The sequence below is a fragment of the Ruegeria sp. CG4 genome, assembly GCF_056537185.1.
The window spans coordinates 1,115,656-1,136,411 of the sequence record NZ_JBQFRB010000001.1 but is presented as its reverse complement, the minus strand read 5'-3'; the positions used below and the strand labels follow the sequence as shown (position 1 = coordinate 1,136,411).

19 protein-coding genes and 1 tRNA gene are annotated in these 20,756 nt (G+C 59.0%); 10 read left to right on the top strand and 10 right to left on the bottom strand.

What is annotated here, in order from left to right; genetic code table 11:
- The first annotated feature begins 35 nt into the window (after positions 1–35).
- Both ACR0J2_RS05655 and ACR0J2_RS05650 read left to right on the top strand, forming a co-directional pair.
- On the top strand, positions 36–524 hold the full coding sequence (locus ACR0J2_RS05655; protein ID WP_170609741.1) for an Lrp/AsnC family transcriptional regulator: 489 nt from the start codon (positions 36–38) through the stop codon (positions 522–524).
- A 30-nt stretch (positions 525–554) separates the two neighbouring features.
- On the top strand, positions 555–1,118 hold the full coding sequence (locus ACR0J2_RS05650) for a tetratricopeptide repeat protein (RefSeq protein ID WP_170805693.1): 564 nt from the start codon (positions 555–557) through the stop codon (positions 1,116–1,118).
- Positions 1,119–1,266: 148 nt separating this feature from the next.
- On the opposite strand, the gene ACR0J2_RS05645 is transcribed toward ACR0J2_RS05650, so the two are convergent.
- The 6 genes from ACR0J2_RS05645 to ACR0J2_RS05620 form a co-directional block, all read right to left on the bottom strand.
- Positions 1,267–2,262, bottom strand: a complete 996-nt coding sequence (locus ACR0J2_RS05645) for an ABC transporter ATP-binding protein (RefSeq protein WP_321251970.1) — start codon at positions 2,260–2,262, stop codon at positions 1,267–1,269.
- The gene (locus tag ACR0J2_RS05640; RefSeq protein WP_170805259.1) at positions 2,259–3,293 is read right to left on the bottom strand and encodes a Gfo/Idh/MocA family protein; all 1,035 of its coding nucleotides are present in this window, start codon (positions 3,291–3,293) and stop codon (positions 2,259–2,261) included. The genes ACR0J2_RS05645 and ACR0J2_RS05640 overlap by 4 nt, the downstream gene beginning before the upstream one ends.
- The gene (locus ACR0J2_RS05635; RefSeq protein WP_170682055.1) at positions 3,290–4,129 is read right to left on the bottom strand and encodes a carbohydrate ABC transporter permease; all 840 of its coding nucleotides are present in this window, start codon (positions 4,127–4,129) and stop codon (positions 3,290–3,292) included. The genes ACR0J2_RS05640 and ACR0J2_RS05635 overlap by 4 nt, the downstream gene beginning before the upstream one ends.
- Positions 4,130–4,139: 10 nt before the next feature.
- Positions 4,140–5,054, bottom strand: a complete 915-nt coding sequence (locus ACR0J2_RS05630) for a carbohydrate ABC transporter permease (RefSeq protein WP_170609749.1) — start codon at positions 5,052–5,054, stop codon at positions 4,140–4,142.
- 71 nt (positions 5,055–5,125) lie between these two features.
- Complete coding sequence (locus ACR0J2_RS05625) at positions 5,126–6,379, bottom strand: ABC transporter substrate-binding protein (RefSeq protein WP_480811919.1); 1,254 nt, start codon at positions 6,377–6,379, stop codon at positions 5,126–5,128.
- Between the two features lie 24 nt (positions 6,380–6,403).
- Complete coding sequence (locus ACR0J2_RS05620) at positions 6,404–7,291, bottom strand: N-acetylmuramic acid 6-phosphate etherase (protein WP_170609753.1); 888 nt, start codon at positions 7,289–7,291, stop codon at positions 6,404–6,406.
- Between the two features lie 167 nt (positions 7,292–7,458).
- On the opposite strand from ACR0J2_RS05620, the gene ACR0J2_RS05615 reads away from it, so the two are divergent.
- The 8 genes from ACR0J2_RS05615 to ACR0J2_RS05580 all read left to right on the top strand — a co-directional run bounded on the left by ACR0J2_RS05615 (position 7,459) and on the right by ACR0J2_RS05580 (position 16,343).
- Positions 7,459–8,334: a glucosamine kinase nucleotide-binding domain-containing protein gene (locus tag ACR0J2_RS05615; RefSeq protein ID WP_480811918.1), complete on the top strand. Its 876-nt coding sequence runs from the start codon at positions 7,459–7,461 to the stop codon at positions 8,332–8,334.
- Entirely contained in the window at positions 8,321–9,070 is a 750-nt protein-coding gene (locus ACR0J2_RS05610; RefSeq protein WP_170609757.1) for a GntR family transcriptional regulator, read from the top strand. Before ACR0J2_RS05615 ends, ACR0J2_RS05610 begins: the two co-directional genes overlap by 14 nt.
- A 21-nt stretch (positions 9,071–9,091) precedes the next feature.
- The gene (locus ACR0J2_RS05605; RefSeq protein ID WP_480811917.1) at positions 9,092–10,120 is read left to right on the top strand and encodes an SIS domain-containing protein; all 1,029 of its coding nucleotides are present in this window, start codon (positions 9,092–9,094) and stop codon (positions 10,118–10,120) included.
- Positions 10,117–11,259 carry an N-acetylglucosamine-6-phosphate deacetylase gene (gene nagA / locus ACR0J2_RS05600; RefSeq protein WP_480811916.1) on the top strand — a complete coding sequence of 381 codons (1,143 nt, stop codon included), beginning with the start codon at positions 10,117–10,119 and terminating at the stop codon, positions 11,257–11,259. The genes ACR0J2_RS05605 and nagA overlap by 4 nt, the downstream gene beginning before the upstream one ends.
- A gap of 76 nt (positions 11,260–11,335) precedes the next feature.
- A tRNA-Gly gene (locus ACR0J2_RS05595) sits at positions 11,336–11,410 on the top strand.
- Between the two features lie 129 nt (positions 11,411–11,539).
- On the top strand, positions 11,540–13,360 hold the full coding sequence (locus ACR0J2_RS05590) for an ABC transporter transmembrane domain-containing protein (protein WP_480811915.1): 1,821 nt from the start codon (positions 11,540–11,542) through the stop codon (positions 13,358–13,360).
- A gap of 156 nt (positions 13,361–13,516) precedes the next feature.
- Positions 13,517–15,406 carry an acyl-CoA synthetase gene (locus ACR0J2_RS05585; RefSeq protein ID WP_480811914.1) on the top strand — a complete coding sequence of 630 codons (1,890 nt, stop codon included), beginning with the start codon at positions 13,517–13,519 and terminating at the stop codon, positions 15,404–15,406.
- 13 nt (positions 15,407–15,419) lie between these two features.
- Positions 15,420–16,343 (top strand): alpha/beta hydrolase, encoded by a 924-nt coding sequence (locus tag ACR0J2_RS05580; protein WP_480811913.1) that lies wholly within the window; start codon positions 15,420–15,422, stop codon positions 16,341–16,343.
- Between the two features lie 9 nt (positions 16,344–16,352).
- Here ACR0J2_RS05580 and ACR0J2_RS05575 read toward each other — a convergent pair whose 3' ends face one another.
- The 4 genes from ACR0J2_RS05575 to ACR0J2_RS05560 all read right to left on the bottom strand — a co-directional run bounded on the left by ACR0J2_RS05575 (position 16,353) and on the right by ACR0J2_RS05560 (position 20,753).
- Positions 16,353–17,189: an alkaline phosphatase family protein gene (locus tag ACR0J2_RS05575; RefSeq protein ID WP_170609820.1), complete on the bottom strand. Its 837-nt coding sequence runs from the start codon at positions 17,187–17,189 to the stop codon at positions 16,353–16,355.
- A 158-nt stretch (positions 17,190–17,347) separates the two neighbouring features.
- Positions 17,348–18,985, bottom strand: a complete 1,638-nt coding sequence (locus ACR0J2_RS05570; protein WP_170682045.1) for an ABC transporter ATP-binding protein — start codon at positions 18,983–18,985, stop codon at positions 17,348–17,350.
- Positions 18,982–19,797 carry an ABC transporter permease gene (locus ACR0J2_RS05565; RefSeq protein WP_170610901.1) on the bottom strand — a complete coding sequence of 272 codons (816 nt, stop codon included), beginning with the start codon at positions 19,795–19,797 and terminating at the stop codon, positions 18,982–18,984. Before ACR0J2_RS05565 ends, ACR0J2_RS05570 begins: the two co-directional genes overlap by 4 nt.
- Positions 19,797–20,753: an ABC transporter permease gene (locus ACR0J2_RS05560; RefSeq protein WP_480811912.1), complete on the bottom strand. Its 957-nt coding sequence runs from the start codon at positions 20,751–20,753 to the stop codon at positions 19,797–19,799. The genes ACR0J2_RS05565 and ACR0J2_RS05560 overlap by 1 nt, the downstream gene beginning before the upstream one ends.
- Positions 20,754–20,756 lie beyond the last annotated feature (3 nt).

Here is a 20,756-nt window from a genome sequence, read left to right as displayed (position 1 = left end):
CTTGGGTAAATGGACCGTATTTTCGGGTAGGTGCGATGCAAAAAGACTTTTTGGATATTGATCGGTTCGATCAGTCAATTCTGACGATTCTGGCAGAGGACGGACGGGTATCCGTCGCGGACTTGGCGCGGCGGATTGGATTGTCGAAATCGCCGACACAGGCGCGCCTAAAACGGCTTGAGGCTGAAGGCATCATCACGGGCTATCGCGCCTTGCTTGATCCTATCCGCCTTGGACTGGATCATGTCGCGTTCGTCGAGGTACGCATGTCCGACACGCGAGAAAAGGCATTGGCCGAGTTCAACGCGGCGGTGCGTCGGGTGGCCGAGATCGAGCAGGCGCATATGATCGCCTCGAACTTCGACTACCTTCTCAAAGTCCGCACAGGGTCCATGTCTGAATACCGGGCGGTCCTTGCGGAAAAGATCTCGTCCCTGCCACATGTGGCGAATACATCGACTTTTGTCGCGATGGAGGCCGTGAAGGAAACCGGATTGTCCGGGGCCATCGAAAGGATCGGTTGACGAAACCGCGGGATGCACCATCATTGGCAGATGAAACTTCATGCCCTGCCTCTGATTGCCGTACTGGCCGCTACGGTTGCCAACGCTGAAGAATGTCCGCCAGCGCCCGACCATGTCGAAGACGTCGACCTGCTGATCTCGCAGGTTCAACAGGCGCCCAGCGAACAGGCCGCGCGTGAAATTTCGGGCCTGATGTGGGAGTTGTGGCGGGATGCGCCCGATGAAGATGCACAAGCCATGCTGGACCGCGGCATGGCGCGCATCCAACGTCGCGATCTGTCGGGCGCGATACAGGAATTTGATCGGTTGATTGATTATTGCCCATCCTACGCCGAAGGCTACAATCAACGGGCTTTCGCAAATTATCTGCGTTCCAATTTCAAGGCGGCCCTGGTTGACCTTGACCGGGCAATCGAGCTTTCGCCCAACCATGTCGCGGCGATCAGCGGCCGGGCGCTGACACTGCTTGGGTTACACAGAATAGATCAGGCGCGTGAAGCGCTGGATGAAGCGCTGGTTTTAAATCCGTGGCTGGCCGAGCGTCATCTGGCCGGGCCGGGCGGACCGCTGGAACCCCCGGGCGAGGATATCTGACAATTGGTCATCCTGTGAAAATGTTTGGGGCGGCTTGAAAAACTGAATGCCCCGGTAGCCTTCTTCGATGCGTATGGGACAAGGCCGTTGCGAATAGCACCGATTGCTATACTCGACGGTTATCCGAACACGTTGTTGGCACCGCGCGTCACCGCAGGCGCATTCCGTCGCTGTCAAACCGATAGGCTTTATCCGGAGAGAACGACAGGTGCAGTTCTTCCCCTTCCGATATGGCATGTTGGCCGAACAACCGGGCTGTCACCGAATGCTCATGCACTTTTGCAATGACATTCGTATCGCCGCCCAACTTTTCAACGTGGCTCACGCGCGCGGCCAAGGGGCCGCCATCGGACAGGAACAGGTCTTCGGGACGGATGCCGATGGTGTTCTGCCCTTCGCCATGGACCAGATCTTCCGGCAGGAAATTCATCGAGGGTGAGCCCAGAAAGCCAGCAACGAACTGGTTGGCCGGGTTATTGTACAATTCCATCGGGCTACCGATCTGTTCGACCCGACCGTCGCGCAGAACGACGATCTTGTCGGCCAGCGTCATGGCCTCGGTCTGATCGTGGGTCACGTAGATCATCGATGCATCCAGAGCGCGATGCAGGTTGGCGATCTCGATCCTTGTGTTCATGCGAAGCGCGGCGTCCAGGTTCGAAAGCGGTTCGTCAAACAGAAACAGCTTGGGTTCGCGGACGATCGCCCGGCCGATGGCGACACGCTGCCGTTGGCCACCTGACAGTTCAGACGGAAAACGATCCAGATACGGCTCCAGGTTCAGCATCCGGCTGGCATTGGCAACGCGTTCTTCGATCACCGCTTTGGGCTGTTTTTCCTGTTTCAGCGCCAGCGTCATGTTTCCGCGCACGCTGAGGTGAGGGTAGAGCGCATAGCTCTGGAACACCATCGCGATCCCGCGTTTGGAGGGCGGAACAAGGTTGACCTCATGGCCACCGATGCTGATTTCGCCCGAGGATGCATCCTCGAGCCCTGCAATCACACGCAGCAAGGTTGATTTGCCACAACCTGATGGGCCGACGAAGACGACAAATTCACCTTCTTCAACTTCAAGCGTGATGTCTTTCAGGACATGCACATTGCCAAAGGACTTGTTTACATTGGTCAGGGTCAGAGCGGTCATTGTGCGGGCTCCTCAAGGGAAACGGGTTGGCCGGTCCGGATGCTTTCATCCGCGGCCAGACAGATGGCGAGCGACTGTACGGCGTCGGTCATATGGCGGGTCAGGTCGATGTCTTCGGCAATGGCGCGCAGCATATAGGCCTGTTCGGCGTCACAGAGCTCCTGATGGCCGGGTTCATCGGGCATTTCGATTGTGCGGTCTCCCTCCGGCGTGTGGACCAGCAGCCCGCCGACTTTCGTATGGCCATCGATATCGGCGGAAGCGCCCTTGTTGCCGTCCGTGATCGAAACGGACCCTTTGGGGGAAACGATATCTTTCACAAAGAACGCGGTTTCGGACATCATCGGGCCCCAGCCCGCTTCGTACCAGCCGACCGATCCATCGTCGAAGATCACCTGAAACTGACCGTAATTGTACATGTCAGGCGCGATCTCATCGGACAGGCGCAAGCCCATGCCATGCACGCGGACAGGGCGCGCGTCGGTGATCTGGCACATCACGTCGACATAGTGCACGCCGCAATCGACGATGGGCGAGGTGGTCTGCATCAACGCTTTGTGCGTCTCCCATTCTGCGCCCGAAGATTGCTGGTTCAGGTTCAGGCGGAACACATAAGGCCCGCCCAGATCACGCGCCTCGGCAATCAGCCGCATCCATGAAGGGTGGTGGCGCAGGATATACCCGACGACCAGTTTGCGGTTCAGTCGAGTGGCGGTTTCAACCACGCGCCGTGCGTCAGCGACGTTGGTGGCAAGAGGCTTTTCAACGAACACATGCGCACCGGCTTCCATCGCCGCGCAGGCGTAGTCGGCGTGACTGTCCGAGTAGGTGGCGACCACCACCAGATCCGGTTTCGCTTCGTCCAGCGCCGCTGCGAAGTCCGAATAAGCCGGATAACCAGCAAGCTCAGGGTGATCCACACGGCCGGACCGGTTCACCAATCCGACAATCTGGGCGTCGGGATGGTGGTGGTGAGCCAGCGCGTGGCTCAGCCCCATATTGCCAAGGCCTGCAATCAGAACACGGGTCATTTGACAGCTCCTGAAGTGATGCCACGGATCAACTGGCGCGAGAAGATGACGTACAGGATCAGCACCGGCAGGATCGCCATGGACAGCGCTGACAGAACCGCGTTCCAATCGGTCACAAACTGACCGATGAAGACCTGGCTGCCCAGCGTCAGCGTTTTGGTTTCTTCAGCCGGGGCAAGGATCAGCGGGAACCAGAGGTCGTTCCAGATCGGGATCATGTTGAACACGGCCACGGTTGCCATGGCAGGGCGGACCAGGGGCAGCACCAGCCGGAAGAAGATCGTGTATTCCGACAGCCCGTCGATGCGGCCGGCATTCTTCAGGTCATCGCTGACCTGTCGCATGAACTCGGACAGGATAAACACCGCCAACGGCAAACCTTGCGCTGTATAGACCAGTATCAGCGCCCAGAGGCTGTTCACCAGCCCTGTTGCCACCATCATTTCAAGGATTGCGACGGTGCCGATGCGGATCGGGATCATGATCCCAAGCGCCAGATAAAGGCCCATCACCAGGTTACCTTTGAATTGGTATTCGGACAGCGCATAGGCCGCCATGGCACCGAACAGCAGGATGAAGAACAACGATGCCACGGTGACGATCATCGAATTCTGGAAATAAAGGAAGAAATCCCCCTGCTTCATCACCGTCTCATAGCCGATCATCGAAAAGCTTTCCGAATTCGGCAAAGCCAACGGTTCGCGAAAGATGGCGCGGCGGGATTTGAAGCTGTTGATCAGGATCACGAAGACCGGGAACAGGGCAATCAACGTGTAGAGGATCAGCGCGCCGTGCATGGCGTACATATTGAGGGGGTTATGACGTGCTTTGTTCATCGCTTGACCCTCACAGTTGATACCGGCGCATCCGGGTCTGGATGCCGAACAGGTAGATGCAGACACCGACGAGGATGATGGCGAACATCGCACCGGCTATTGCGGACCCCATATGCGGATCGCCCAATTGCAATTGGAAGCCGAAGAAGGTGCGGTACATGAATGTGCCCAGAATGTCGGTTGAGAAGTCCGGACCCGCCAGCGCACCTTGGGCCGCATAGATCAGGTCAAACGCGTTGAAATTGCCTACGAAGGTCAGGATCGAGATAATCCCGATCGACGGCAGGATCAGCGGCAGTTTGATTTTCCAGAATGCGGCGGCACCGGTGATGCCATCGATCTCTCCAGCCTCAAGAATTTCTTCCGGAATGGTCAGTAGGGCGGCATAGATCAGCATCATCGGGATGCCCACGAATTGCCAGACCGAGATCAGCGCCAGCGTGGTCAACGCGTATTCCTCTTTCCCCAGCCACGGTGCGTAAAGAGACTTGAGGCCGATGGCGTCCAACATGGACGGCGCGATGCCCCAGATCGGTGACAGGATAAGCTTCCACGCGAACCCGACGATCACGAAGCTCAGGATCGTAGGGATGAAAATCGCTGACCGGTAAAGCGCAGCAAACCGCAGGCGCGGGTGGCTGAGCAGGGCAGCCAGCGCGATCCCGATGGGGTTCTGCACCAGCATGTGGATCAGGAAGAACCAGAAATTGTTGCCCAATGCGTTCCAGAACTGTTCAGACCATATGGGGTCGAAAAACAGCGTTTGGAAATTCTGCAATCCAACGAAGACGCGGCTCTGATCGATTTCGGTGTAAAGCGCCAGACGCAGCGTGTTGAACAGCGGAAAGATCATCACTGCGGTGTAAACCAGCACGGCGGGTGCAAGAAAAACAACGATATGCCAGCGGAAGCGGGGGCGGTTCATCGGACTGCTTTCAATGGAGTGTCGGGTATACCCGGGCGATCATCGCCGCCCGGGTAAGGTTGAGGCCAGACTTACTGGTGCGGCGCGTACCAGGAGGACAGACCCTCCTGAAGTTCTGCGCCCAGTTCCTCGGGGGTGCTGGTGCCTTTGATGGCGGCGACCGATGCGCCCCAGGTTTCGTTTTCAAGGTTCGGCGTGCCGCGCGACAGGATTTGATAGGTCGAGCGGATGGTCGATTCACACTCGTCGCGCCAGCCGACGAATTCCTTGGCCAGCGGGTCCTGCAGTTCAACCGGAGTATTGGACAGCGGGAAGAAGCCGGGCACGGCGTTGCCGAAAATCTTGGCGAACTCGGGGCTTGCGACCCAGGCGAGGAAGGTTTCTGCCGCTTCGGGATGATCGGTGGCAGCATTCATGCCAATGCCGATATCGGTGTGGTCCGAGATGTAGCAGGTATCGCCCGCATTTTGGACCGGGGGCTTGAACGCGCCCATTTCGAAATCCGCCTGCGAGTTGAAACCGGCAATCTCCCATGAACCGGCAGGGTAGATCGCAGCGCGGCCCAGCGTGAAGATATTCTGGCTGTCAGGGTAGGTCTGCGCCTCGTACCCGTCGCCCAGATATTGGCTCCAACGTGCCAGAGTGGCGTAGGGGGCTGTCCACGGCTCATCGGTCAGTTTCTGCTCGCCCGCGATCAGGGCCTGTCGACCTTCTTCGCCTTTCCAATAGTTCGGACCGATGTTGTTATAGCCCATCGTGGCGGCTTCCCACTGGTCGTTGGTGCCCATCGCCATCGGGATGTAGCTGCCGTCTTCTTTGATCTTGTCGAGCGCGGCAAAGAATTCATCTTCTGTGGTTGGGACTTCAATACCCAGTTCGGCAAACGCATCCTTGTTGTAGATGAAACCATGGATCACCGACGCCATTGGAACGCAGAAGCTGGCCGAGCCGTCATCCGTCTGCCACGCGGACTTGGCCACGTCCGAGAAGTTGCTCATCGCTTCGACCGAGGACAGATCGGTCAGGTGACCAGCTTCGTACAGGGCCAGAGAAGCGTCGAAAGGACGGCAGGTGATCAGATCTCCGGCCGAACCTGCATCGAGCTTCGAGTTCAGAACCGCGTTGTATTCTGCCGGGGCCGACGGGGTGAATTGCAGTTTGATGCCCGGGTTTGCGGCCTCGAACGCCGGAATGATCTGCTCTTGCCACAAAGTCAGGTCGTCATTGCGCCAGCTTTCGATGGTCAGCGTCACATCCTCGGCCATGGCGCCGGTCGCGGCCAGTGTCGAGCCGAGCAAGGCCAGTTTCAGACTTCTATATGTCATTTTTCTCTCCCAGTTGGTTAGCAGTCATGTGTCCTGCGCCAGTGCGGCGCTCAGGTTTCCATTTGCATTGCGCAGTCGCGCGGTTGCTTCGAGTAAGGTCAGGTCAAGCGCCGCGATCAGAATGGCGGGTTTTACCTCGCCTTTTGCAATCGCCAGCGCCCGGTTGGCCGTTTCGCTGTGGACGCGGGCGATGCGGCAAACGATGCCGGTGGCCCGGGCGCGCAGCTTGTCATTGTCGGCGTGCAAGTTGACCATCATGCCGTCGTGAACATGACCCAGTTCCAGCGCCATCAGCGTGGACAGCATGTTCAGGGCGATCTTCTGCGCGGTTCCGGCCCCCATGCGGGTCGAACCCGAAACCAGTTCGGGCGGTGTTGCCAGCAGGATCGGAATGTCGGCCTTCTGCAAAAGTGGGCTGCCGGCATTGTTGGCAATACCGATCACGCAGGCGCCGCGCGCGCGGGCAATCTCGATGGCTGCCACCGTATAGGCGGTTGAGCCGCTGGCTGAGACCGCGATGACCGTGTCACGCTTGCCTAACGCGCTGAAAGCCTGGTCAAGCCCGTCCTGCAGATCCTCGGCGTCACCGGGCATTTCCACCCCGGTTGGAAGGCCACCGGCCATATGAATGCGCAGTTGGTTGGACGGTATCGAAAAGGTTCCGCCCAGTTCCTGCGCGTCTGCTGCGGCCATCAGGCCGGAAGATCCGGCGGCGGTGTAATGCAGAACTCCACCTGCCTGAATCGTCCGTGCCATTGCGTGCGCACCCTTTGCGATCGCGTCGGCCGCGTCACGTACGGATTGCGCCGCCGCTATCTGGCCCTCGGCCAGCAGCAATGCCGAGGCGGAAAGGTCGCCCGAATCCAGGTTGGCGGCAGCGCTGTGCACTTGTTCTGTTGATGGCAGCGTCAAAGGATTCCCCCTGTTGATCGGTTTACAATACCTATTTAATACCAATTGTCCAACACTTTATTTTCTTCATGATTTCCCGGCTATTGGCGCGATAATTGGCAGTTTTTTGTTGATTTCGGCCTAATTCAGTCTTTCAAAAAGCTTAAAGGTATTATAATGGTATTGTCATGACTGAGTCCCTTGCAGATGCTGTTTTGGCCGTGGATGGTGGTGGAACGCGATGCCGCGTTGCCTGCGCCATTGCGGGCAGTGTCTGCCAGGTTGAAGCTGGCTCTGCGAATGTTTCAACGGATTTTAATGGTGCCGTGGGTCAGATTCGGGCCGGGCTTGACGCGTTGGCGGGAAAGCTTGGCGTTGATCCCCGTTCGTTGATCGGCCTGCCTGCGTTTGTTGGCCTCGCCGGTGTGACAGATGCCGCTTTGGCACAAAGACTTAAAGATGCGGTGGGGTTTGCCTGCGCGCGTGTCGAAGACGACAGGCCTGCTGCGGTTCGGGGCGCGCTGGGCGCGCAGGATGGCGTCGTGGTCCATTGCGGAACCGGTTCGTTCCTGGCGTCGCAGCGGAACCGCGTCATGCGGTTCGCGGGTGGCTGGGGCCCCGTTCTTGGTGACGAGGCATCGGCGCAATGGGTTGGCCGGCAAGCATTGTCCCGAACGCTGAGCGCACTTGATGGCGTTCATCCCCGGTCCGACCTGACGCGAAGCCTGTTGTCCGATCTTGGGGGCGCGCCCGGTATCGTGCAGTTTGCCGGCAGGGCCACACCATTTCAGTTCGGCGAACTCGCGCCCCAGGTCACGAAAGCTGCCGGAAACGGCGACGTCGCCGCCGTGCGGATCATGCGGGCAGGGGCGGATTATGTCGTGGAAACCGCTGGTCAATTGGGCTGGCAAAGCGGCGTCACGATTTGCCTGACCGGCGGTATTGCAAAGCACTATGCCGATTATCTGCCGCCGGACATGCAATCCTGCATTCGCCCGCCATTGGGAGAGCCTTTGGCAGGGGCACTGGAACTGGCGAGGGAGGTTCAGCATGAGTATCACTGATTTCCTGCGCCCCGATGCGTGGCTGGGCCGCGACAACGGACCCCGCTACGTGCAACTGCGACGCAGATTGCAGGAAGGTGTCGATACGGGCGTGCTGCCGCCGGGCTCTTCGCTGCCTTCCGAGCGGGAACTGGTTGAAATAACAGATCTTTCGCGCGTGACCATCCGAAAGGCTATTCAGGAGCTGGTGCAAGAGGGCGTCATCGAGCAAAGGCAGGGCTCGGGGTCGTTCATCCGTCAGCGATTGCCCCGTGTCGAGCAGTCGCTGACGCACCTGACATCCTTCACCGAGGATATGGCCAGCCGGGGCATGCAAACCACCTCGAAATGGCTTGAGCGCGGAGTGTTCGAGCCGTCTGCCGAGGAAGTGAACGCCCTGAACCTGTCCGAGGGCGAGCAGATTTCCCGTATCTATCGCCTGCGCGAGGCCGATGGCCGGCCGCTGGCGTTGGAACGGGCAGCCTTGCCGCTGGACATCCTGCCCAACCCGATCGAAGTGACCACATCCCTGTATGAAGTGCTGGACGATCTGGGGCATCGCCCGGTTCGTGCGGTGCAGAAGATTTCAGCCCTCAACCTGGCGGCGCGCGAGGCGGATTTGCTGGCTGTTCCCGAAGGCGCGGCAGGGCTGAACATAGAACGCATATCATTTCTGAAAAATGGACGGGTCGCGGAACTGACCCGATCCCTCTATCGCGGTGACGCCTACGACTTCGTAGCCGAATTGCGGTTGTAACACGGAAAGGCCGGTACTCTTATGTCCGCAGAAACCACAAAAATGCGCCGGGAGATTCTGGAAATCCCCGACGCGGTCGAACGGCTGCTGTCTCAGGGCGCGTCCCAGATCCAGACGGCGGCCCAACTGGCGCGCGATGCCGATCCGCGTTTTCTGGTGTCAGTGGCGCGCGGTTCGTCCGATCATGTCTGCACCTATCTGAAATACGCCAGCGAGTTGCTGCTGGGTTTGCCGGTGGCCTCGGTCGGACCTTCCGTCAGCTCAATTTATGGCGTTGATCTGAAGGCAGACGGAACACTGTGCCTGTCGGTCTCCCAGTCGGGTCAAAGCCCGGATATCGTCGGAATGACCCGATCGCTCAAGGCGTCAGGCGCGCTTACGATGGCGATCACCAACAACACAGAATCGCGCCTGGCCGAGGTGGCGGACGCGGTATTGCCGATCCACGCGGGCCCCGAGCTGAGCGTGGCGGCCACCAAGACATTTGTAACATCGCTTGTTGCCGGGCTGTGGCTGTTGGCCGAGATCAAGGGTGATGCGGCGCTGTTGCACGCCATTCACGCGCTGCCAGGTCACCTGGCCGACGCCGCTCGATGTGACTGGTCTGCCGCAGCCGCGGCCATCGACGGGCGATCACTGTTTACTCTTGGCCGCGGACCCTCGCTGGCGATCTCCAACGAAGCCGCCCTCAAGATCAAGGAAACTTGCCAGATCCACGCCGAAAGCTACTCGGCCGCCGAAGTGCTGCATGGGCCTGTCTCCATTGTCGACGAGGGGTTTCCAACGATTGTGTTTGCCGCCCGCGACGCCGCCGAGCAAAATGCGGCTGAAGCGGCCGATGCGCTGGCAGAAAAAGGAGCGACCGTGTTTGCAGCGACGGACAAGGTCAAACGGGCCGAACCTTTGCCGGTTGTGCGCACTGATCACTGGCTGACAGATCCGATAACGGCGATCACGGCCTTTTATGGCATGGTCGAAGCCGTAGCTGACAATCGCGGAATTGATCCCGATACCCCACGACATCTGAAGAAAGTGACCGAGACGGTATGAGCGCCAGCGCGATAACATTCAGAAACGGAAAGATATTTGACGGTACGCAGTTGCTGAGCGATCGGCCGGTGCGGCTCGTCGATGGGAACCTGACTATTCTTGGACGCGAATCGGATGCATCCGGTGAAGGGGTCATCGTTGATCTGGGCGGAGATATCCTGAGCCCCGGATATGTCGACCTTCAGGTCAACGGCGGGGACGGGGTGATGTTCAATGACGACCCCTCCGTCGAAACCCTTGGCCGGATAGCTGCGGCACACAAGCGGCTTGGTGTGTCGCACCTGTTGCCGACGCTGATCACCGACACGGCAGAGAAGACGGCGGCAGCTATCGAGGCCGCTGTTCAGGCGTTTCGGAAAGGTGTTCCCGGCATTGCCGGTCTGCATCTGGAAGGACCGCATTTGTCGGTTGCCCGAAAAGGGGCGCATGACGCTTCTTTGATCCGGTCCATGGGGGATGCGGACCTTGATGCGCTGATCAGGGCGGCCGAGTTGCTGCCATGCCTGAAAGTGACGCTCGCCCCCGAGGCAGTGACACTGGAACAGGTCATGGAACTTAAGCAGGTCGGCGCATTGGTGTCGCTGGGCCATAGCGATGCGGATTTCGAAACCTGCCAGCGCTATGCCAAAGCTGGGGCATCTTGCGTCACTCATCTGTTCAACGCGATGAGCCAGATGGGCAATCGTGAACCTGGCCTTGTCGGCACCGCCTTGGCCAATGGTGGTTTGTCTGCAGGCCTGATCGCCGACGGCATTCATGTGCATCCCGAAGTGATGCGGGCCGCCTGGGCCGCCAAAACCGGACCCGGCCGGATCTTTCTTGTCAGTGATGCAATGGCTGTGGCCGGAACGGATCAAGCCGAATTCAAACTGGAGGGGCGTCGCATAACGCGCACAGATGGGCGGCTGACCCTTGGCGATGGAACTTTGGCTGGCGCCGATCTGGATTTGACGACCGCTGTCAGAACCCTGGTTGAACAGGTCGGTGTGCCCTTGCGGGACGCTCTTGTGGCCGCGACAACAACACCTGCACGGATGATCGGGTTGCCGCCTGCGCCCTTGCAGGCGGACACAATGATCCGGATATCTTCTGACCTGAAATCCTGCGCGTGGTTGTCCAAAAGCCTGCCCCCTGCCTGAGGCAGGTTTTTTGATTTCCACCCGGCGAACTGCGCTTGACGCGGTCTGATGCATCGCTTAAACCGCCACCTGCTGAGCGGGCGTCGTATACTGGCTATTACCTCAGCCTTCCAAGCTGATGAAGCGGGTTCGATTCCCGCCGCCCGCTCCAGATCAGCCCCGAAAACTCTGCGTCAAATGGCCCATGTGGACCGCTGATTTTGCCATGCGGCTTGACCCTGCCGGTCACTGCCGCCAAGAAAGCGGTCACTCAAACCCGATCAAGACACAAGGGCCAGACATGGCAAGAAGCACGACCGCCAGTCCAGCAACAACACCGGCCCCCGGTGCCAGCGAAGAGCGTAAGGGATCGAGAAAGGTTGGGGTACTGACGTCTCTCTGGCCGTTCATGAAACCGTATCGGTTGCTGATGATCGGGGCCACTCTGGCGTTGGTGTTGACGGCGAGCATGACGCTGACACTGCCGCTGGCGGTGCGTCGGGTGGTGGACAATTTCCGCATCGAAGACGGTGAGCTGCTCGATTGGTATTTTCTGGCCGCACTGGGCATCGCGGCGGTGTTGGCGGTCGGAACCGGGGTTCGTTACGCTCTGGTGACGCGGCTGGGTGAGCGTGTGGTTGCCGATATCCGCAAGGCGGTGTTTGAACGTGTGATCGGCATGAGCCCGGAATTTTATGAACGTATCATGACCGGCGAAGTTCTGAGCCGCATCACCACAGACACAACCTTGATTCAATCTGTGTTGGGGTCGTCGGTCTCGATTGCGCTGCGCAACATGCTGTTGTTTTTCGGTGGTCTGGTGCTGATGCTGCTGACCTCGGCCAAGCTGACCGGCATGGTTTTGCTGCTGATCCCGATCGTGGTCGTTCCGATCCTCGTTCTGGGCCGCCGCCTGCGCGTGATCAGCCGCGAGAATCAGGACTGGATCGCCGCTTCGTCAGGCAATGCGGGTGAGGCGCTGGGTGCCGTTCAGACCGTGCAGGCCTTTACCCACGAAGACGCCAGCCGCAAGCAGTTCGGTGATATGACCGAGACTTCGTACGTGGTTTCGCTGCGCCGTATCCAGACCCGTGCGGTGTTGACCGTCATCGTTATCTTCCTTGTGTTTTCAGGCATCGTCGGCGTGTTGTGGATGGGCGCGAATGATGTGCGGAACGGGGTCATGACCGAAGGTGTTCTGATTCAGTTCGTGATCTATTCGATCATCATGGCAGGCTCGGTCGCTGCGCTGTCGGAAATCTGGAGCGAGCTTCAGCGCGCCGCAGGGGCAACCGAACGGCTGGTTGAACTGCTGAACGCCGAAGACACCGTGATCGATCCGGCGCAGGGCCAAACACTGCCACAGCCTGTACGGGGCGAAATCCGGTTCGAAGACGTGACTTTCCGCTATCCGGCGCGTCCGGACATCGTGGCGCTGGACCACCTGACGTTGCAGGTCAAACCGGGCGAAACGGTTGCTTTTGTTGGTCCGTCCGGGGCAGGCAAGACAACCGTGATCCAGATGATCCAGCGGTTCTATGACCCTGACGGAGGTTATGTCAGCCTCGACGGAGTGAACCTGCGCGATCTGAGCCGTGCCGATTTCCGCCAGCACATGGCGTTGGTGCCTCAGGATCCGGTGATCTTTGCGGCCTCTGCGCGGGAAAACATCCGTTTTGGCCGTCTTGAAGCAACCGATGCCGAGGTTGAGGCCGCCGCACGTGCCGCCGCCGCGCATGACTTCATCTCGGCGCTGCCGGAAGGCTATGACAGTTTTGTCGGCGAGCGAGGCGTCATGCTGTCTGGCGGACAGAAACAGCGTATCGCGATCGCTCGCGCAATCCTGCGGGACGCGCCGGTTCTGCTGCTGGACGAGGCGACCTCGGCACTGGATGCCGAAAGCGAACGGGCGGTGCAGGGCGCGGTGGATCAGATGCGCGCAGGGCGGACCACGCTGATCGTTGCGCACCGTCTGGCCACAGTTAAAAAGGCCGATCGCATCGTTGTGCTCGAAAGCGGCCGGATCGTGGCGCAGGGCACACATGAGGATCTGGTGGCGCAGGATGGCCTCTATGCACGTCTGGCGCGCCTGCAATTCACAGATGGCGTCGCTGCGGAATAGCCTGACGTATGGGCAATTCCGATTTCGCCGTGGCGTAATTCTACAAATCTTCTGCATCTCCCGATAAGCCGTTGCTTGATAACGCTCGGTTTTGGCCGCATCCTTGCATGCAAAGCAAACCCGCGCGTGACGTGGGAGAGATAAGGGAGGAGCCACATGGCCTTTGTGGGATTGGAAGACAAGGCGAGAATGGAGCAGGAGATGCCGTGGGAGGACCGCGACGTTCCGGTTACCTTCCATCAGTTGCTGTCGCGTACGGCCGGGCGTTTTCCCAACCACAAGGCAATCAGCTTTCAGTTGTTGTCTGGCCCGAAGGACAAGGCGGAGACCCTGACCTGGTCAGAACTGCTGGGCAAGGTTAATCAGGCGGCCAATCTGTTCCGTTCGCTTGGCATCGGGGAAAAGGACGTGGTGGCCTATGTGCTGCCCAACTGTAACGAAACGCTGGTCACTCTGATGGGTGGGGCGGTCGCGGGTATCGTGAATCCGATCAACCCGTTGCTGGAGCCGGAGCAGATCGCGGCCATCCTGCGTGAGACAGGTGCCAAGGTTGTCGTCACGTTGAAGTCATTCCCCAAGGCGGATGTCGCGCAGAAAGTGGAAGAAGCCGTACGGCACGCGCCAAGCGTCAACACCATTCTCGAAATTGATCTGAACCGCTATCTCACGCCTCCGAAATCGTGGCTGGTGCCGTTCCTGCGTCCCAAAATGGGCGACAAGGAGCACCTTGCCCATGCGGACTACAAGGATTTCGGACAAGAGCTGACCAAACAGCCGACAACGCTGACGTTTGAAGACAGCAAGGAAGACCGCGTCGCCTGTTTCTTCCATACCGGAGGGACAACCGGTATGCCAAAGGTCGCGCAGCACAAATATTCCGGTCTGATTTACAATGGCTGGCTGGGCAACACGCTGTTGTTCGATGAAAACGACGTCATCATGTGCCCGTTGCCCATGTTCCATGTCTTTGCTGTGCATGTGATCATGATGGCGGCGGTGTCCTCTGGCGCACATGTGATTTTCCCGACGCCTGCAGGGTATCGGGGCGACGGGGTGTTCGACAATTTCTGGAAACTGATCGAACGCTGGAAAGTTACCTTTATCATCACCGTACCCACCGCGATTTCCGCCAAGATGCAGCGCCCCGTGGATGCTGATATCTCAAGCGTTAAAACCGCCTTTTCGGGTTCGGCCCCGTTGCCGGTGGAGCTGTTCCGCCGGTTCGAGGAAGCGACCGGCGTTACAATTGTCGAAGGTTATGGCCTGACCGAAGCAACCTGCCTTGTTTCGTGCAATCCGGTGGATGGCGAGAAGAAGATCGGCTCGATCGGTATTCCGTTCCCATACACCGACGTCAAAATTCTGCGCGACGGGGCGGATGGCCCGACGGAATGCAACGTAGACGAGATTGGGGAAATCTGTGTTTCGAACCCCGGTGTCTACGCGGGCAATACCTATACCGAAGTGGACAAGAACGTTAACCTCTATCATTTCGACAAGTATCTTCGGACGGGTGACCTGGGGCGGTTTGACGAGGACGGGTATCTGTGGATCACCGGTCGTGCCAAGGACCTGATTATTCGCGGCGGCCACAACATCGATCCGGCCGAGATCGAAGAAGCACTGCTGGGGCACGAGGCGGTCGCCTTTGCCGGCGCAATCGGACAGCCGGACGCGCATTCGGGCGAGGTGCCGTGCGCTTTCGTGGAACTGGTCGACGGGGCCAGCGTGACCGAAGAAGAACTGTTGGAATACTGCAAGGTTCACGTTCACGAGCGTGCAGCGCAGCCCAAGCATATGACAATTCTGGACGAATTGCCAAAAACGGCGGTGGGCAAGGTCTTTAAGCCCGAACTGCGAAAACAGGCGATTACCCGCATCTACAACGGTGCGCTCGAGAAGGCGGGCGTCGACGCGCGCGTGGTTTCCGTGATCGACGACAAAAAGCGCGGGCTCGTCGCACAGCTTGACGCGAACGGCTCATCCGAGGACGATGTTTCCAAAGTGCTGGGATCGTTCACCCGGCCATGGGAATGGGCTGCCTGACCGCGGAGGGACAATGGATTATGAACGTCTGATCGATGAAGAAACCTGGGCGTTCATAAGACGAACGGCTGAAAGCTATCCCGAAGATGCCGTCGAGTTGTCGATTGACGATCAGCGCCGCGTCTATGACGCGATGTGTCAGGACTTTCGCCAACCCCGGCCGCCGGGCGTAAATACGCAGGACAGGTCCGCCAACGGTGTACCAGTCAGGGTCTATACAGCCGGAGATCCCACCCGCACCGTGGTTTATTTTCACGGCGGCGGATTTGTCGTTGGTGGCCTTGAAAGCCACGATGACGTCTGTGCCGAAATCTGCGCGCAAACCGGATACCACGTTGTCGCCGTCGACTATCGGCTTTGCCCCGAACATGTGCACCCGGCGCAGTTTCAGGACAGCTGGACTGCGGTCACCTGGGCCGCGCAGGAGTTCGGCGATCCCATGGTACTGGCTGGCGACAGCGCCGGGGGTAATCTGGCGGCAGCGGTTGCACACTATGCGCGCGGGCGACTGGACGACGTTCTGGGGCAGGTCCTGATTTATCCGGCTCTTGGTGGGGACAACTCAAAGGGGTCGTATGTCGAACATGCGCATGCCCCGCTTTTGACGAAGGAAGAAGTGACGTTCTATGAAAAAGTCCGCTGCGGCGGTTCCGTGCCGGATCATGATCCGACTTTTGCGCCTTTGCACGATTCTGACTTTGCCGGTCTCCCACCAACCGTTGTCGTAACCGCTGATTGCGATCCTCTGCGGGATGACGGGTCAGAATATTGTGAAAGGATCATAGCCGCTGGCGGGCAGGCCTGTTGGATCAACGAACCTGGTCTGGTTCACGGCTATCTGCGCGCCCGAACATCTGTCACACGCGCAGCAGCCAGCTTTGAGCGAATTTCCGTCGCCATCGAGGCGCTGGGGCAGGGCATCTGGTCTTACGACTGATCCCCTGCCTTATTTCAGAAACGCCTTAGCCTTCATCGTGTCGGCAATGGGGGCGCCCAGACGGGAAAGGATTGTCGGGGCAAGCTGTAGCTGGTCGATCACCTGATCGGCTTCAGGCCCCTTTGCGTCCCCAAAGTAATACAACGCTGTTTCCTGTTGCAGCGGGCTGCGCCCGCCGTGGTGGCCGCGTTCGTCCTGACCGTGATCGGCAGTCACGATGACCTCGTAGCCCAGTTGCCGCCAACGTGGGATGAACGGGGCCAGCATTTCGTCCGCGACGAAACAGGCGTGATCCATCTCTTCGCAATCGTGGTAGAAGCGGTGTCCCATGCTGTCCAGTGTACAGGCGTGAAGCAGCCCGTAATCCAGCCCGTGACGCAGGCAGAGGCTGGTCAGAGTGGCATATAGGTCTACGTCGGACGGCGTCATCTGATTGGCTTTGCCGTAGCCGGTCATGGTGTGGAACCGGCCGTGGTTGATCGTCTTGCTCTCAGGCTCATCATATTCGATGTCGCGGACGTAATCGAACGGGTGCCGGTTGAAGAATTGCGACCAATAGCTGTGGGTCACGGCGCCGGTCACGCCACCAGCCTCACGGACCTGGCTGAAGACGTCCTTGTGGCTTAGCCGGAACACATTTCCGTTGCCCGTGCAGCCGTGCTCCTGCGGTGTCACTCCGGTATGGATCGACGCATAGCAACTGGCCGATGTGGATGGCAGAACCGCGCGCAGTTTCCAGACCCGTGCCTCGCCATTTTCGACCCAGCCTTCAAGGTTGCCGAACAGTCTCCGGAAATTGCGCCACGGAACACCGTCCAGAATGATGAGGAGTAGTTTGCGGTCCATGTCATTGGCCTTTTGATTGAATATTTCAGGCGACCCTAGGGGATTCGCGGTCAGGGTTCTGCCCGTTCGCGCCCCCAATGGCAAAATCCCGACACCTGTCATTGAACAAGGTGTCGGGATTTCAGATTTTCACCGAAAAGTCACGGAAAGGGCAGGGATCAGTTCCCGGCACTTTCCATCTTGCGGTGGGCGACGACCTCTTCCAGCCAGCCCAGATGCATCTCGGGGACCGAGCTGAGCAGCAGGTCGGTATAGTCGTCGAACGGCGGGCTCAGAACCTCGGATTTCGGACCGTACCGGACCACGCGGCCCTGGTACATTACGGCAATCGAATCCGAGATCGCGCGCACAGTTGCCAGATCGTGGGTGATGAACAGATAGGCCACGTCCTCGATCTTCTGCAGGTCCAGCAGCAGCTTGAGGATGCCGTCCGCAACCAGCGGGTCGAGCGCCGAGGTCACCTCGTCACAGATGATCATCTTGGGCTTGGCCGCCAGCGAGCGCGCGATACATACACGCTGTTTCTGACCACCGGACAGTTCCGCCGGGTAGCGGTCGATGAACTTTTCGCCCAGTTCGATCTCATCCAGCAATTCGATGATCCGCTTGCGCTTTTCCGCGCCGCGCATGTTGAAGTAGAACTCCAGCGGCCGGCCGATGATCGTGCCAACCGTTTGACGGGGGTTCATCGCCACGTCGGCCATCTGATAGATCATCTGCAACTCGCGCAGGTCCTCGCGGGAACGCCCCTTTAAGTCGGGCGACAGCTTGCGCCCGGCAAAGGTGATCTCTCCGTCGCGGGGCGGCAGCAGGCCAGTGATCACCCGTGCAAGCGTCGATTTACCCGAACCGGATTCCCCCACGACCGCCAAAGTCTGCCCCGGATGAAGCTCGACATTGACGTTGTGCAGCACGTCGAAATTCAGCCCCTTGTAGCGCGCGGTGATGCCGTCGACGCTCAGCACCGCTTCGGGTGTGGGCTTCTTTTCTTCGTGTTCGATGGACCGGACCGAGACCAGCGCCTTGGTGTACTCTTCTTGCGGGTTGTTGATGATCTGATCGGTATTGCCGTATTCGACAGTGTTGCCCATTCGCAAAACCATAATGTCGTCGCTCACCTGCGCAACAACAGCAAGGTCGTGCGTAATGTAGAGCGCGGCAACGCCGGTATCGGCAATGGCTTCCTTGATGGCCATCAGAACGTCGATCTGCGTGGTAACGTCCAGCGCCGTGGTGGGTTCGTCGAACACCACCAGATCGGGCTCGGGACACAACGCCAGTGCTGTCATGCAGCGTTGCAACTGGCCGCCCGAGACCTGGTGCGGGTAGCGTTCGCCAATATTGTCCGGGTCAGGCAGACCCAGCTTGGCAAACAGCTCCCGTGCGCGGCCTTCGGCCACTTTCCGCGAGAACTTTTTCTGTTCGACTGCGGCCTCGACCACCTGATCCATGATCTTTTTGGCCGGGTTGAACGAGGCAGCGGCGGACTGAGACACGTATGTGACCTCACCCCCCCGCAACTTGCGGATATCGCCATGCGACGCTTTCAGGATATCTCGTCCGTTTACCCAGACCTCACCACCGGTGATCTTCACACCGCCCCGGCCATAGGCCATCGAGGCCAGTCCGATGGTGGATTTACCGGCGCCGGATTCACCGATCAGGCCCAGCACCTTGCCGGGCGCGAGGTCAAAGCTGACCCCGTGCACGATTTCGATGTCATGGGGCTTTTCGCCCGGCGGGTAGACGGTCGCGCCGATTTTGAGGTCGCGGACCTTGAGAAGGGTATCACTCATCCCCGGCCTCCTTTCAGCGATGTGGTACGGTTCAGAATCCAGTCAGCCACAAGGTTGACCGAAATGGCCAGTGTTGCGATAGCCACAGCGGGGTAGAGCGCTGCGCCAATGCCATAGACGATGCCGTCCTTGTTCTCTTTCACGATGCCGCCCCAGTCCGCCAGCGGCGGCTGGACGCCAAGACCCAGGAACGACAGGGTCGAGATGAACAGAACCATAAAGATGAAACGCAAACCGAACTCGGCCACCAAAGGCGACAGAGCGTTCGGCAGAATTTCCCGAAAGATGATCCAGCCCCGGCCTTCACCGCGCAGTTTGGCGGCTTCGACATAGTCCATGACGTTGATGTCCACGGCGACAGAGCGTGACAGGCGATAGGGTCGCGTTGCGTCCAGCAGGCCCATCACCAGGATCAGGATCGGAACGGTTACCGGAACGATTGCCAGAATGACCAGCGCCAGGATCAGCGTTGGGATCGACATGACCAGATCAACCGTCCGACTGAGCGCCTGATCGGCCCATCCGCCCAGAACCGCAGCCAACAGGCCCAGAGACGTGCCGGTAATGAAACTGAGCAGTGTCGCAGCGGCGGCGATGAAGATCGTTGTCCGACCGCCATAGATCATCCGGGTCAGCAGGTCGCGTCCGATATTGTCGGTGCCCAGCAGATGCTCGGCGCTGGCGGGCTCCCAAACGTCGCCGACGACTTCAGCCATTCCGTAAGGCGCAATCAATGGAGCAGCGATGGCCACAAAGAAATACGCGCCGGTGAACATAAGGCCGATCAATGCCGAAAGAGGAATATTCTTTATCATTTCGGATGCCTCAGTCTTGGGTTGGCAAGGATCGACACGATATCCGCAACCATGTTCAGGCCGATATAGACCGCCGCGAACACCACGCCGCAGGCCAGAACAACGGGCACGTCACGCTTGGTCACGGCGTCCACAAGATACTGCCCCATGCCGGGATAGACGAACACAACCTCGACAACGACGACACCCACAACCAGATAGGCGAGGTTCAGCATAACCACGTTGACAATCGGCGAAATCGCGTTGGGAAAAGCGTGTCGGGCAATGACCTGAAACGTGCTCAAACCCTTCAGTTCTGCGGTTTCGATATAGGCCGACTGCATCAGGTTCAGAATGGCCGCACGCGTCATGCGCATCATTTGCGCCAATACCACCAGCGTCAGAACGAAGGCCGGCAGCGCAATTGCGTTCAGCTTTTGCCCGAAGGACATGGAATCATTAATCATCGCTAGTGATGAAAACCATCCCAGCTTGACCGAAATATAGTAGATGACAACGTAGCCGATCAGGAACTCCGGGATAGAAACTGTCGTCAGGGTCACCGCGGAAATCAGTTTATCCGGCCAGCGGTTACGGTACCGGACGGCAAGCAGCCCCAGAAAGATCGCAAGCGGGACGGACACGATTGCGGCAACACACGCCAGAAACAGAGTGTTCCCAAGACGTTTTCCAATGCTCTCGGCAATATCGAGCTTGTTGGTGAGTGACTGGCCAAGATCACCCTGAACGATACCTCCCAGCCATTCGAAATAGCGGGACAGGGCAGGGCGGTTAAGGCCCATCTCCTCACGAAGGTTGGCCAGGGCTTCAGGCGTTGCGGACTGCCCCAGGACGGCTTGCGCGGCGTCTCCGGGAAGGGCTTCGGTTAGGCCGAAAATCAGGGCCGAAGCGCCGAACAGCAAAAGGATTCCCAGCGCAAGGCGCTGGGAAACCAGTTTGATGATGGGGTGCATTAT